Annotated in this window: 12 protein-coding genes and 1 pseudogene; 9 read left to right on the top strand and 4 right to left on the bottom strand. The window is 68.3% G+C overall.

The features are described from left to right. Positions 1-14 precede the first annotated feature (14 nt). Entirely contained in the window at positions 15-848 is an 834-nt protein-coding gene (locus JNJ68_RS14290; RefSeq protein ID WP_294983066.1) for an alkaline phosphatase family protein, read from the top strand. Between the two features lie 116 nt (positions 849-964). Continuing rightward, positions 965-2983 (top strand): BTAD domain-containing putative transcriptional regulator, encoded by a 2019-nt coding sequence (locus JNJ68_RS14285; protein WP_294983064.1) that lies wholly within the window; start codon positions 965-967, stop codon positions 2981-2983. Positions 2984-2994: 11 nt separating this feature from the next. On the opposite strand, the gene JNJ68_RS14280 is transcribed toward JNJ68_RS14285, so the two are convergent. Beyond that, the gene (locus tag JNJ68_RS14280) at positions 2995-3375 is read right to left on the bottom strand and encodes a hypothetical protein (RefSeq protein WP_294983063.1); all 381 of its coding nucleotides are present in this window, start codon (positions 3373-3375) and stop codon (positions 2995-2997) included. A 145-nt stretch (positions 3376-3520) separates the two neighbouring features. Between JNJ68_RS14280 and JNJ68_RS14275 the strand changes: the two genes are divergently transcribed. The 3 genes from JNJ68_RS14275 (at position 3521) to JNJ68_RS14265 (ending at position 6951) form a co-directional block, all read left to right on the top strand. Further along, positions 3521-4585: a YcaO-like family protein gene (locus tag JNJ68_RS14275; protein ID WP_294983062.1), complete on the top strand. Its 1065-nt coding sequence runs from the start codon at positions 3521-3523 to the stop codon at positions 4583-4585. Between the two features lie 20 nt (positions 4586-4605). Further along, the gene (locus JNJ68_RS14270) at positions 4606-6279 is read left to right on the top strand and encodes a peroxidase family protein (RefSeq protein WP_294983061.1); all 1674 of its coding nucleotides are present in this window, start codon (positions 4606-4608) and stop codon (positions 6277-6279) included. 180 nt (positions 6280-6459) lie between these two features. After that, on the top strand, positions 6460-6951 hold the full coding sequence (locus JNJ68_RS14265; RefSeq protein ID WP_294983059.1) for a hypothetical protein: 492 nt from the start codon (positions 6460-6462) through the stop codon (positions 6949-6951). Here JNJ68_RS14265 and aroB read toward each other — a convergent pair. Together aroB and JNJ68_RS14255 are read right to left on the bottom strand one after the other, a co-directional pair. Beyond that, complete coding sequence (aroB, locus tag JNJ68_RS14260; protein WP_294983251.1) at positions 6948-8060, bottom strand: 3-dehydroquinate synthase; 1113 nt, start codon at positions 8058-8060, stop codon at positions 6948-6950. The two genes, JNJ68_RS14265 and aroB, sit on opposite strands and share 4 nt — an antisense overlap. After that, positions 8057-8656, bottom strand: coding sequence for a shikimate kinase (locus JNJ68_RS14255; RefSeq protein ID WP_294983057.1), 600 nt, complete (start codon positions 8654-8656; stop codon positions 8057-8059). Before JNJ68_RS14255 ends, aroB begins: the two co-directional genes overlap by 4 nt. A gap of 134 nt (positions 8657-8790) precedes the next feature. On the opposite strand from JNJ68_RS14255, the gene JNJ68_RS14250 reads away from it, so the two are divergent. From JNJ68_RS14250 to JNJ68_RS14235, 4 genes and pseudogenes are all read left to right on the top strand, one after another. After that, on the top strand, positions 8791-8925 hold the full coding sequence (locus tag JNJ68_RS14250; protein WP_294983055.1) for a hypothetical protein: 135 nt from the start codon (positions 8791-8793) through the stop codon (positions 8923-8925). After that, positions 8915-10483 carry a hypothetical protein gene (locus JNJ68_RS14245; RefSeq protein WP_294983053.1) on the top strand — a complete coding sequence of 523 codons (1569 nt, stop codon included), beginning with the start codon at positions 8915-8917 and terminating at the stop codon, positions 10481-10483. The genes JNJ68_RS14250 and JNJ68_RS14245 overlap by 11 nt, the downstream gene beginning before the upstream one ends. A 4-nt stretch (positions 10484-10487) precedes the next feature. Next, entirely contained in the window at positions 10488-11426 is a 939-nt protein-coding gene (locus JNJ68_RS14240; RefSeq protein ID WP_294983052.1) for a site-specific tyrosine recombinase XerD, read from the top strand. A gap of 97 nt (positions 11427-11523) precedes the next feature. Further along, positions 11524-12306 (top strand): annotated as a pseudogene (locus tag JNJ68_RS14235) (transporter associated domain-containing protein); the annotation flags it as partial. 3 nt (positions 12307-12309) lie between these two features. Here JNJ68_RS14235 and JNJ68_RS14230 read toward each other — a convergent pair. Continuing rightward, on the bottom strand, positions 12310-13098 hold the full coding sequence (locus JNJ68_RS14230) for a gamma-glutamyl-gamma-aminobutyrate hydrolase family protein (RefSeq protein ID WP_294983050.1): 789 nt from the start codon (positions 13096-13098) through the stop codon (positions 12310-12312). Positions 13099-13238 lie beyond the last annotated feature (140 nt).

Here is a 13238-nt window from a genome sequence, read left to right as displayed (position 1 = left end):
GAGGCTTTGCCCGAATGAAGAAACTGCTTCTCATCATCCTGGACGGGGTGCCTTACCGGAACTGGCGGCGGCTGTTCGGCAACCTGGAAGGCTGGGTCGAACAGGGCGAGGCGCAGGTTCGTCGGATGCGGGCGGTGCTGCCCTCGACTTCGGCCTCGTGCTATGCCTCGATCCATACCGGGGTCCCGCCGCAGAAGCACGGAATCTGGGACAACGCCGGCATCCATCGCCTTGATTTCCCGGATGTTTTCAGCGAGTTGACCAGGGCGGGCAAGAAGACCGGCGCTGTGACGCACAGCTACTGGTCCGAGTTCTTCAACCGCGCGCCCTTCGACGTGGTGCGCGACATCGAATATGACGAGCCGGAGGGGCCGATCACCCATGGAAGGTTCCACACCATGCACGGCTACGGCCATGCCAACCAGATGACGCCCTCGGACTACGACCTGTTCGGCACGCTCACAAGGTTGTGCGAAATCAAGGGGGTAGACTACGGCATCCTGCACACCTGCACGCTGGACAGCATGGGCCACCGCTTCTTCCACGACTGCGAGGAAATGGATCACGCCTGCTTCCATCTGGACGCGATCCTGGCGCCGTTCATCCACCGCTGGCGCCAGAACGGCTATGAGGTGATCGTCACCGCCGACCATGGCCAGGACGCCCGCGGGCATCATGGCGGGACAGGCGAAGACCAGCGGGACTTTGCGTTTTACTACTTCGGAAACAGTATCTTGCCGAGCGAAGATGAAGTGCTTGATCAACTGGCGCTGGCGCCGTCGATCCTGACCCGCATGGGAGTTCCGGTGCCCGAGACGATGAAGGCCAAACCCTTCTTCGCGCCCTGACCGTCCAGCCGGAAGGCCACAACCGCAGGAATATGCTGGACATCTTGCCGCTCGCCTGTTGAAAGCCCCCGACGCTCGTGCAACGTTGATCCCTGAGGTTTTGGGGGACCTCCCGCATGTTCCGGTTTCACGTCGATCTCCTGGGCTCTTGCCGGGTCGCCCGCATCGCATCGGGCGAGGAGGTCGTGTTCAAGACCCGCAAGACGCGCTGTCTGCTGGGGCTTCTGCTCCTCAGCCCCGGCTGCCGGATGAACCGCGAACAGCTGGCCTCGCTTCTCTGGGACCCCGCCCCCGAGGCGCTGGCGCGGTCGAGCCTGCGGCAGGCGCTGCGCGAATTGCGCGAGGTGCTGGGGCCGGAGGACGAGGATGTGGTCGAGGCTGACCGCTTCTCGGTCGGTCTGAAGGGCGCAGCCTTCGATCTGGACGTGCGGCGGTTCCGCGAGCTGATCGCCACCAGTACGCATGACCAGAACGCGCTTCTGTCCGCTGCGGCGCTGTGGCTGGGCGAGCTGTTCGGCCCGGCCCAGCCCGCGGCCCCGGTCTTCGAGGCCTGGTTGCAGATCGAACGGTCGCAGTTGCGCTCGGTTCTGACCACGGCCTTGACTGACCAGCTGGAAAGACTGATCGCTGCCAATGCCTTGACCGACACCCGCGTCGCCGAGGAGCTGGTGCGGATCGAGCCCTCGCACGAATTGGCACATCAGTTCATCATGCGCTTCCACGCGCTGCGGGGCGACCAGTCGGCGGCGCTGCGGCAGTTCGGGCTGCTGGAACAGGCCCTTGCCGAGGAGCTGGACAGCGAGCCGAGCGAGGCGTCGCAGGAGCTTCTGGTCGCGATCAAGAGCGGCGAGGTGTCCCTGCCGCGCGGGGTGGCGCCGGTGCAGGCGAGCCGTGCGCCCCTGACCCGCAGCGGCCCGCCGCGGATCACCATCCGGCCGCCGCTGACCCGGCACACCGATGCCAGCAAGGACTATCTGGGCGAAGGCTTTGCCTTCCTTGCCAAATCCTGCCTGTCGAAATTCCGCTGCTGGATCGTGATCCCCTGGCCGTCGAGCGGCTTCGACTCGGCCGCCGCCGTCGACTTCACCGCCGTGGGCGCGGCCATCGACGCCGATTTCGCGGTGGACTGCGTGCTGGACTGGCGCACGGGGACCGGGAAGCTGTTCGTCACGCTGATCGACTGCCGCGACGGCAGCGAGGTCTGGTCGCACCTGTTCCCGGTGGCGGAACACGAGTTGCAGGAGATCAGTTCATCGGTCGCGGGGGCGGTGGCGGCGAACCTGGCGTCACAGGTGAACCACATCACCCTGCTGCGCCATGCCCGTTCGACACCGGGCAATCCGGTGGCCTATGACCTGTGGCTGAAGGGGCACCAGCTGTCGCGGCTGTGGTCGGCGGAAGCGGACGCGGAAGCGGAAGCGATGTTCCTGAAGGCGATCGACCTGGACCCCGGCCTGGCGGGCAGCCATGCGAGCCTGGCGCAGGTGCTGAGCACGCGCAGCATGGTCCGCCCCGGTTATGCCAACCGCAAGGCCGACTGCGCCAAGGCCTTCAAGCACGCGCGCGAGGCCATCGCGCTTGACCCCTACGACCCGCGCTGCCACATCAGCATGGCGTGGAACTGGGCCATCGCCCGGTCGCCGGAACGGGCCAATTCGCATTTCCGGCTGGCGGTGGACATGAACCCGCATGATGCAGAAACCCTGATCGCGGCGGCAAGCGGGCTGGGGTTCCTCGGCCATGCCGCCGAGGCGAAGGACCTGGCGATGCAGGCGGTGAAGCTGAACCCGATCTATCCCGAGTATTACACGGCCTATCTGGCCGGCATTCACTTCATGGCGGGCGACCATGCCACGACCATCGCCACCGTCGAGAAATGCCCGGACGGTTTCCCCGACCTTGGCGTCTGGGCGGTCGCCTCCTTCGCACATCTGGGGCGGGCGGAAGAGGCCGGTGCGGCCTACCGCACCTTCCGCCGCATCGCGAGCCAGATGTGGGACGGACCCGACACCCCCGACGAGGAGGCGCTGGAGAGTTGGGTCGTCGAAAGCCTGCCGATCTGCTGGCCCGAGGGCCGGCTTTCCCTGCAGAAGGGCCTCCGGCTGGCCCGCGACATGGCCGCGGAACACGCCTGAGCGCGGGGCCTTCAGCGGCAGTGGCGCATGAAATAGCGGGCGAGCAGCACCTTGAAGCGCACGTTCTGCGACCCGCCATAGCTTGGTTCATCCTCGACCTGCGGCGGGGTCTTCAGAAGGCCCGACCACGGCACCCGGACATGCATCCGGTTGGGCGTGTCGTAGACCGGCACGATCTCGACCGAATCCGGAATCTCGCCGTTCGGACCGGCGCCGGGGCCGTCGTAGCGGTAGCCGTTGGCGTGCAGCCAGCCGCGGGTGTCGTCGTTGAACTTCTTCCACTCGGAGGTGGCCGTATCCTTGAAGGCCGATTTCGAGACGCGCATGATCGCCTCGCCCGTCGCGACCTGATCGGCCAATGCATCGCTTTTCAGTTTGAAGAATCCTACCATTCCGCCCTCTCTTTCCTGTCGTGTCGCCTTCGGTCGCACATCCGTGACCGACTGTTCGGCGGGCCCGTGATGGCAGCGTGAAATGCCCTGGCGCCGCATCGACTCCGGGCTTGATCGTTTCCGGCAACGGCCCTCCAATGCAAGCATGAAACCGACCCCCGCCGACATGATTGCGCGGCTTTGCGAGGCGCTGGAGCGTGACTTCCAGCTGATGCCGCTGAATGCGCCGGAGGCGCCGCTGTTCCTGGCGGTCGCCCTGCCGACGGGCGAGGGGGTGACCGGGTTGAAGCCAAGGCTGCCGGCGGGCCGGGGCATGACAACGCAACAGGCGATGCTGTCGGCGGGGGCCGAGGCGCTGGAACTGCGGGCGAGCCTGGCAGTGCGGCATCTCGACGAACTGGCGGGCCTGTCCCGGCGCGACGGGCTGGCGGTGGTGCAGGCGACCGACCTGGTCAGCGGGGCGCAGGTGCCGGTGCTGGCGCAGGAGGTCTATCTGGACTGCGCCGCCGTGCTGGAGGAGCCCTTGCGGGAGGAGGCGAATTCTACCGGCTGCGCGGTGGGCCGCGACCGGGACAGCGCGCTGGCGGCAGCGCTGTGGGAATGCATCGAGCGCGATGCCGTGGCGCTGTGGTGGCACGGGCAGCAGCCCGCCGCCGCCCTGCCGCTGGAGGTGATCGACCCGCAGCAGCCCCGACTTTACTGGTGGCTGCACCAGCGGGCGCGACGGACGGAGCTTTTGGACCTGACTTCGGACATCGGCCTGCCCGTGGTGGTGGCGGTTTCGGCGGATGCCGAGGGACGGGCCATCGCGACCGGAACGGCGGCCAGGCCCCTGATCGCCGATGCGGCGCTGGCCGCCGTGACCGAGATGGTGCAGACCGAGGTCGGCATGGGGCTTGCGCGCGAGGCGGGGGATCCGGAGGTGCAGGCCTGGATCCGCTACGGCTCGCAGCGCGACCAGCCGCAGTTCCGGGCATCGACCCTGGCGCGGGAAGCGGCAGCGCCTATTGCCTTGGGTGCGACACTCGCCCGGCTGGAGACTCTTGGCCATCGCGCGCTTGCGGTGAACCTGACCCTGCCGCAGGATCCCCTGCCCTGCGTGCGCGTCCTGGTTCCAGGGCTTTGCGCGATGCGGGGACGGATCGCGACGCCGCGCTTTGCCCGGCTCTGCCCGGATGCGCGAGGGCCGACCCTGCCCGAGCCCTACTGACCCAGGTCGAAGGAGCAAGGATGCCGATCACCAGCGCGCATGACCTGATTGACGGGATCGCAACCCGGGCGGTGCCGCTGGCGCGGTCGCGCTACTGCTATCTCTTTCCGCATCTGGCCGAGGATCTGCTGGCCGGCTGCGTGACGGGCACCACACCGCGGCAGACCTGCGACCGGCTGCGCGCCTTCGAGCTGGCCTCGCGCGTGCCGCTGAGCCGGATGCCGGTGCTGCAAATGCGGCTTCCCGCCGCCTATACCTATTTCGGCCAGTTCATGAACCACGACATCTCGGCCCCGAGCGGCGACGTGGTGACGCAGGCGGGCTGGACGCCGGTGGCGGGCGTCATCGGCACCGCCGACCCGCCGGGGCTGGACCGCAATCGCCGCGCGGCGCCGGAGATCATCCTGGAAAACCTTGCCAACGAACACGAGGCCCCGCTGACGCTGGCGAGCCTTTACGGCGAGGGGCCGGACAGCGCCGATCCCGAAGTACGCGCGCTTTACGAAGCGGACGGCAAGCGGTTCCGCCTGGGGCAGACCCGGCGCGAGGCGGAGCAGGTCTTTACCGATCTGCTCATCGATCCGGGCCGGGTGGTTCATGCCACCGGCGCGCCGGACCTGCCGCGCGCGGGGCGCAAGGCGCTGATCGCCGACCGCCGCAACGACGAGAACCTGATCCTCAGCCAGCTGCATCTGGCGCTGATGCTTCTGCACAACAAGGCGGTGGCCGCGCTGGAGCCGCAGGTCCCCGACCCCGCCCGCTGCTTCGCCGAGGCGCGCGGCCTGGTGACCCGGCATTACCACTGGCTGATCCTGCACGACTACCTGCCCCGGCTCCTGTCGCCCTCGGTCCTGTCGGGGTCGCTGGCGCGGCGGCCGGTGCGGCTGGCCGAGGCCGGTCGCGTGCCGCTGGAATTCACCACCGCAGCCTTCCGCTTCGGGCATTCGATGGTGGGCTCGGCGTATGATTTCAACGCGAATTTCGGGCTGAACGGGCGGATATCCGACGAAGGCGCGACGCTGGAGGATCTGTTCGCCTTCACCAGCCGCAACAACATGCAAAGCGACGTGACGGCGACGCTGGCGCTGCCGGATCACTGGGTGATCGACTGGGCGCGGATGACCCGGCTTTTGCCGCCGAGACCCGGCGGCACGCCGCGCCCCTTCGGCAGCGCCGAGCGGATCGACCTGACCTTCGCCCGCGACATGCTGAACCTGGTGGGCTCCTCTGATGTGGCGGTTCACGGCTCGATCCTGTTCCGCAACCTGATGCGCGGGTTCCACCGCCGGATCCCGCTGGGCCAGCGGCTTGCCGTCGAATATGGCGTCACGCCGCTGACCGAGGAGGAACTGCGCGCGGCGCTGCCGGAGGACGGGCCTCCGGGCGCGGGGGAGCCCGGCCTGCGCGAGACCGCCGCCGCGCTGGGATTCCTGCGCGAGACCCCGGCCTGGCTGTATTTCCTGTGTGAATCGCGCCTGCGCGAGAACGGCGAGCGCGTCGGTGCCACGGCGAGCCATATCATCGCCGACACCATCACCGGCCTGATCCGGCTGAACCCGGACTCACTGCTGAACCGCGACGGCCGCCGCTGGCATCCGCGCGACAGCATGCTGGGGGGCTCGGAGGGCGCGGGGTTGACCACGCTGCGCAAGCTGTTGCTGTTCGCGGTTCGCGGCGCTGACGGTCCTGGCTGAGACCCGGCGCAAAGCCGCCACGCCGGGCGGGGATCGGGGTGGGGCTTTCCGTCGCCTGGCCCGCGCCCTCTGGACAGGCGGGCGGATTCGATTCATAGACGCCCGCGATGCGAAGGGTGCCGTTTCGCAGACGAGAGCCCGCCGCCTTTCGTTCCTTTGTTCCAGCAAAGAAGACCTGCCATGACCGCTGATGCGCCCCTTGCCATGCCGATCCCGGGTTCCAGAGGCATCCGCTGCGCCGCGCTGGCCGCCATGCTGACGCTGGCCGCCTGCGCCAGCGGCACGAGCCCGATGCAGCTTTACCCGCTGCAAGGACCGATCGCCGACAAGGACCCGACGCTGGTCATCCAGGCGACGGCGCAGAACACCACCGGCACGTCGGGCGATCTGACCTTCCGCCTGCCCGAACGCGGCAAATGTACCGGCACCTGGTCCTCGCTGACGCCGCGCACGGTGTCGAACACCAAGGGGCTGGCGCTGACCTGGCGGAAGACCGGCGGCGAGGTCGGCAAGGAGACCGAGACGGTCGCGGGCGTGAACAACGGCGAGATCTATGCGGTCTGCGCCGACGGGACGCGGGTGCAGGGCACCTTCGTCATCGGGTCGGGCACGGCCAGCGGGACGGGACAGGCGTCGGATACCAACGGCAACGTCTACAAGCTGTTGTTCTAGGCCCGCAGCGCGTCGTCCAGCACGGCGCGGACGGTATCGCCCGGAACATCCTCGGCGACGAAGGCCTGCCCGATGCCACGGGCGAGGATGAAGCGGAGCTTGCCGTCCACCACCTTCTTGTCCTGCCCCATCAGCGCGATGAGGGCCTCCGGTCCCGGCAGGTCGCCCGGGATGTCGCGGATATCGACCTTCATCCCCATCGCCGCCAGATGCGCGCAGACGCGGCTGGGGTCTTCCTGACTGCACAGGCCCAGGCGCGCGGACAGCTCGAAGGCCAGCGCGCAGCCGATGGCGACGCCTTCGCCGTGCAGCAGGCGGTCGGAATAGCCGGTGGCTTTTTCAAGGGCATGGCAGAAGGTGTGGCCCAGGTTCAGAAGCGCACGCTCGCCTTCCTCGGTCTCGTCGCGGGAGACAATCCCAGCCTTCATCTCGACCGATCGGGTCACGGCCCGCAGCCGCGCCGCCGGATCGCCCGCCCGGATCGACGGGCCTTCGCGTTCCAGCCAGTCGAAGAAGTCGGCGTCGCCGAGAAGCCCGTATTTCACCACCTCGCCATAGCCCGACAGGAAATCGCGGTCGGGGAGCGTGGAGAGCACGTCGATATCGGCCAGCACCAGGCTGGGCTGGTGGAAGGCGCCGACAAGGTTCTTGCCCTGGGCGGTGTTGATCCCGGTCTTGCCGCCGACCGAGCTGTCGACCTGCGCGAGGAGCGTCGTCGGCAGTTGCACGAAACGGACGCCCCGGCGCAGGATGGCGGCGGAAAAGCCCACCAGGTCGCCGATCACCCCGCCGCCGAGCGCGAGGACAACATCCTTGCGCTCGACCTTTTGCTCCAGAAGCCATTCGGTGCAGCGGGCGAGGTTGTCCCAATTCTTCGTCCCCTCGCCCGCCGGAAGCGCCAGCGCGGTGGAGGTGATCCCCTCCGCCTCCAGCGCCGCGGTCAGGCCCGCAAGATGCCGCGCGGCCACGGTTTCGTCCGTCACCACCGCCACGCGCTTCCGGCGGACGAGCGGCACGATCTCGGCCCCCGCCCGCGCCAGAAGGCCGGGGCCGATCCGCACCTCGTAGGAGCGTTCGCCCAGATCAACCGCAACCCTGTTCAAGATCAGACCTCCAGCACGTCCGGCCGCCCATGCAGCGCCTCGATCACCCGACTGGCCATCTCGTCGACCGAGCGTTCGGCGGCGCTTTCCACCGTGATGTCGGCCTGCGCATAGAACGGCTGGCGGCGCTCGTAAAGCTCGCGCAGGGTCTCGCGCGGGTTCGGGGTGCGCAACAGGGGCCGGGTGGTCTTGTGACGGACGCGCTGCCAGAGAAGCTCGAGATCCGCCTTGAGCCAGACCGAGACGCCGACATCATGGATCAGCTTGCGGTTCGCTTCGGACAGGAAAGCCCCGCCGCCGGTGGAGAGCACGCAGGGCGTTCCGCGCAAGAGGCGACCGATCACTTCACTTTCCCGGGCGCGGAAGAAGGGCTCGCCGTCGCGCTCGAAGATTTCGGCGATGGTGCGGTCGGCGGCGCGGACGATCTCTTCGTCGGAATCCTTGAACTCCACCCCCAGCTGGCGGGCAAGGGCGGTCCCGACGGCGGTCTTGCCCGCCCCCATCATCCCCACGAGGACGACCGTCTTCGCCAGTCTGGACATCGCTCTCCGTTTCGTGACCTTCGGGCAAGTGTTTGCCGAAGGGAATTCCTTCCCTCTCAATGGCGTGAACTTTCCCCGAATGCTATATACATTCGCAACGGAACCTGCGGTGGCCGCCCCGACGGGCGGGCAGGCGCGGCAAGAAAGACGCCCGGGTCAAGCCGGGCGGGACAGGACCGAGGAAGGGCATTCGGATGGGTCGGATCATCAAGGCTTTGGTGGTGCTGGTGATTTTGGGCTTCATCGGCCTGACGGTCTTTGCCTATCTGGGCGATCTGGGGCCGCAGCAGAGTGAAGTGAAAAAGCCTGTGGTGTTGAATGCGGACTAGTACGGTCGGGTTCCTTTCGGTTCTGGTCCTTGCCGGCCCATTGTCGGCGCAAGAGGCAGACGGCAACGGCGGCCCGCTGTCGGCGATCGACTGGCTGTCGCAATCGGTGGCGACCCCGGCAGGGGCGGCATCGCCGGGGGTTGACCCGGTCATCGACGAGCCGCCGGTGACAAAGGCCGGGGGCGCGTTGCCTGCGACGGTGACGACCTCGGCGCTGGATGGGCCGTCGCCGGACGGAGTGGGGCTGATCGCGCCGAAGGTATCCGGCCTCCCGCATGACCTCTGGGGCGCGGGGCTGACGCATGAGATCGCGGAGCGGCTGGTCACGCATCCCGACGACGACCTGCCCGCCTTGCGCCAGCTGTTCCTGACGCTGCTGCTGGCCGAGGTGGATGCCCCGGTCGACGCGGGCGGCAAGGGCGAGTTGTTGCAGGTGCGGATCGACAAGCTTCTGGCGCTTGGCGCGCTGGAACAGGCGGCGGCGCTGATCCAGGCCGCCGGGACGCCCTCGCCCGAGCTGTTCCGCCGGGCCTTCGACGTGGCGCTTCTGACCGGGGCCGAGGATCGCGCCTGCCAGTTCATGGCGGACGAGCCGCATCTGGCCCCCACCCTGCCCGCGCGAATCTTCTGCCTGGCGCGGTCGGGCGACTGGGATACGGCGGCGCTGACGATCCGCACCTCGAAGGCGTTGAACCAGATCACGGCGGACCAGGAGGCGCTTTTGTCGCGCTTCCTCGACCCCGATCTCTATGAAGGCGATCCGGTGCCGAAGGCGCCGGTTCCGGTGACACCGCTGGACTGGATGATGTATGCCGCCATCGGCGAGCCGCTGCCGACCGAGGGGCTGCCCATCGCCTTCTCCTACGCCGAACTCAGCCCCCGCGCCGGGTGGAAGGCGCAGGTCGAGGCGGCGGAGCGGCTGACACGGGCGGGAACGATCCCGCCGAACGTGATCCTGGGACTTTACACCGAGCGCGACCCGGCGGCCTCGGGCGGGGTCTGGGACCGGGTGGCGGCCTTCCAGGACTTCGAGGCGGCGATCTCGTCGGGCGATGCGGCACGGGTGGCGGCGACCTTGCCCGAGGCCTGGGCGAGGATGCAGGAGGCGGAGCTGGAAGTGCCCTTCGCCACGCTCTTCGGCAAGCCGTTGCAGGAGTTGGCACTGACCGGCGAGCCCGCGGATATCGCGCTGAAGGTGGGGCTCTTGTCGCCCTATGCAGAGACCGTCGCCAGGCGGCGGAAGCCCGCCACGGCCGAAGAGGCCTTCCTGCTGGCGCTGGCGGCGGGGGACCCGAGCCTGGTGCTCCCGCCCGACAGCCTGGGCCGGGCGATCGCCTCGGCCTTCCGAGAGCCGGAGCCTTCGACCGAGGCGAAGGCTTTGCTGGACGGCAACCGCCGGGGCGAGGCGATCATCGTGGCCATCGACAACATCGGGCGCGGCGTGCAGGGCGACCTGCGCGGAGTGACCGAGGGCTTGTCGCTGCTGCGGCTGGTCGGGCTGGAAAGCGTGGCGCGGCGCACGGCGCTGGAGCTGATGATCCTGGAACGGCGGGGTTAGCGCCATGGCGGAGGCCGAGGCGAGCCGGTGGATTTCGACCTTCCTCGACGCGCGGGCGGCGGAACTGGGCGCGGCGCGGAACACGCAGCTGGCCTATGGCCGCGACCTCTTGGACTTCGCGGATTGGCTGGCCCGGCGGGGGCTGGGGTTCGTGGATGCGGGGCGCGAGGCGGTGGAGGACTATCTGGTCCATTGCGACGCGCAGGGGTTTTCGAAGGCGACGCGGGCGCGGCGGCTGTCCTCGATCCGCCAGCTTTACCGCTTCGCCTTCGAGGAAGGCTGGCGCGCGGACAACCCTGCCCTGCGGCTGACCGGGCCGGGGCGGACGAAAAGCCTGCCGAAGACGCTGAGCGAGGACGAAGTCACCCGGCTGATGGAGGCCGCCCGGACCCGCGCGCGCAATCCGGCGGACCGGCTGCGGGATACGGCGCTGTTCGAGCTTCTCTATGCCACGGGACTTCGGGTCACTGAGCTGGTGGGCCTGCCGGTCGCCGCCGTCCGGGGCGATCCGCGGATGATCCTGGTCAAGGGCAAGGGAGCCAAGGAACGGATGGTGCCGCTCTCTACCCCCGCCCGCCTTGCCGTGTCGGATTGGCTGGCCCATCGCGATGCCGAGGAGGAAGCGGGGCGGAAGGCGGGCCGAACGGCCTCGCGCCATCTGTTTCCGGGTGATGGGCGCGACGGGCATCTGACCCGGCAGTATTTCCACACGCTCGTCAAGGACGTGGCGGTGCTGGCGGGGATTTCGCCTGCGCGCGTGACGCCGCATGTCCTGCGGCATGCCTTTGCCACGCATCTTCTGGCGCATGGGGCGGACCTGCGGGTGATCCAGACGCTGCTCGGCCATGCCGACCTGGCGACGACCGAGATCTACACCCATGTCCTGGACGACCACCTGAAGGAGCTGGTTCTGACCCGGCATCCGCTGGCGCGGAAGGGCTGAGTCCATGGCAACCGATCCCGCCTTTCCCGCCGCCCCCGGCCTGTTCCGCCGGGTGCTTCGCGTCTTCCGCCGCGAGAGTCATGAAAGCGCGATGGAGGCATTGCGCGACGATATCGCCGGGGCCATCGCCATCGGCCATTCCGGCGGCGCGATGGAGAAGGACGCCCGCGACCGGCTGCTGGGTGCGCTGGACCTCGGCCACCGCACGGTGGACGAGATCATGCGCCACCGCCGCCAGATCGAGATGATCGACGCCGACCTGAGCCCTGGCGAGATCATCAGCCGGGTCCTCGCCTCGCCCTACACCCGGCTGCCGATTTTCCGCGACAGCGACGATACGATCCTGGGTGTGGTCCATGCCAAGGACCTCCTGCGCGAGGTCGACCGGCTGGTCAGGGGCGTGGACGTGGCGGGGATCGAGGCACTGGATATCGTCAAAGTGGCGATGAAACCCTATTTCATCCCCGAGACGACGCCGCTGGACGAACAGATGCGCGAGTTCCTGGCGCGGCGCACCCATTTCGCGCTGGTGGTTGACGAATATGGCGCGTTGCAGGGGCTGATCACGCTGGAGGACATCCTGGAAGAGATCGTCGGCGACATCACCGACGAATTCGACGTGGTGAAGAAGGACGCGGGGCTGACCGGGCTGGAGGACGGCGCCTGGCTGATCGACGGAGCGATGACGATCCGCGACCTGAACCGGGCGATGGACTGGCACCTGCCGGACGACGAGGCGAACACCGTAGCGGGCCTGGTGATCCACGAGGCGCAGATGATCCCGAACGAGGGCCAGGTGTTCAGCTTCCACGGCTTCCGCTTCGAGGTGCTGGGCAAGCGCGAGAACCGGATCACCCGGCTGAAGCTGCGGCCGCTCTGACCTTCAAGCCGACCGCGCCATCGCCGTCGGGCGCGCACCCGCAGCCCATTCCGCGACTGCCGTGCCGAAGGCCTGGAACAGCGGGCGCGACACGGGATCGCTGCCCGCGTTCCATTCCGGGTGCCACTGGACCGAAAGCGTGAAGCCCGGCGCGTCCTTGACGTAGATCGCTTCCGGTGTGCCGTCCGGAGCAAGCCCGTCGATGACGACCCGGCAGCCCGCCCTTGCGATGCCCTGGCCGTGCAGCGTGTTGGTCATCACCTCGCGCGCACCCATCAGCCGGTGGAAGACCCCGCCCTCGGTGAAGCTGACGGTGTGGCGCAGCGCGAAGCATTCCTCCAGCGTGCCGTCAGGCGGCATCCGGTGGTTCATCCGCCCCGGCAGGTCGCGGATTTCCGGGTGGAGCGTTCCACCAAGGGCCACGTTGACCTCCTGGAAGCCGCGGCAGATGCCGAGGAAGGGCTGCCCTCGGTCGACGCAGGCGCGGATCAGCGGCAGGGTGATCGCATCGCGGCTGCGGTCGAAGGCGCCATGGGCGGGGGTCTCCTCCTCGCCGTATTCGCTGGGGTGGACGTTGGGGCGGCCGCCGGTCAGCAGGAACCCGTCGCAGAGGTCCAGAAGCTCCTCGACCCCGACGTAGCGCGGGTCGGAGGGGATGATCAGCGGCACCGCACCGGCGACCTCGGCCACCGCGGCGGTGTTCATCGTCCCGCTGGAGTGGGCGGGATAACTGTTGTTCATCAGATAGCTGTTGCCGATGATGCCGACGACCGGCCGCTTGCACTTGACCACCTTGACCGCACCCCTGCTGTCACTCAGTTGCGACCATACGCCCCGAATGTGACCCGGAAAAGGCCTTGACACGTGCAAGTTCTGCACAGGTCGGCTTCCGTCGTGCACAACTGCGGGACAATGGGCGGGTTGCACGACAT

It is taken from the genome of Tabrizicola sp., from assembly GCF_016793705.1.
Classification (GTDB): Bacteria; Pseudomonadota; Alphaproteobacteria; order Rhodobacterales; family Rhodobacteraceae; genus Tabrizicola.
The sequence above is the reverse complement of the archived record's forward strand: the minus strand, read 5'-3'. Positions and strand labels throughout refer to the sequence as shown.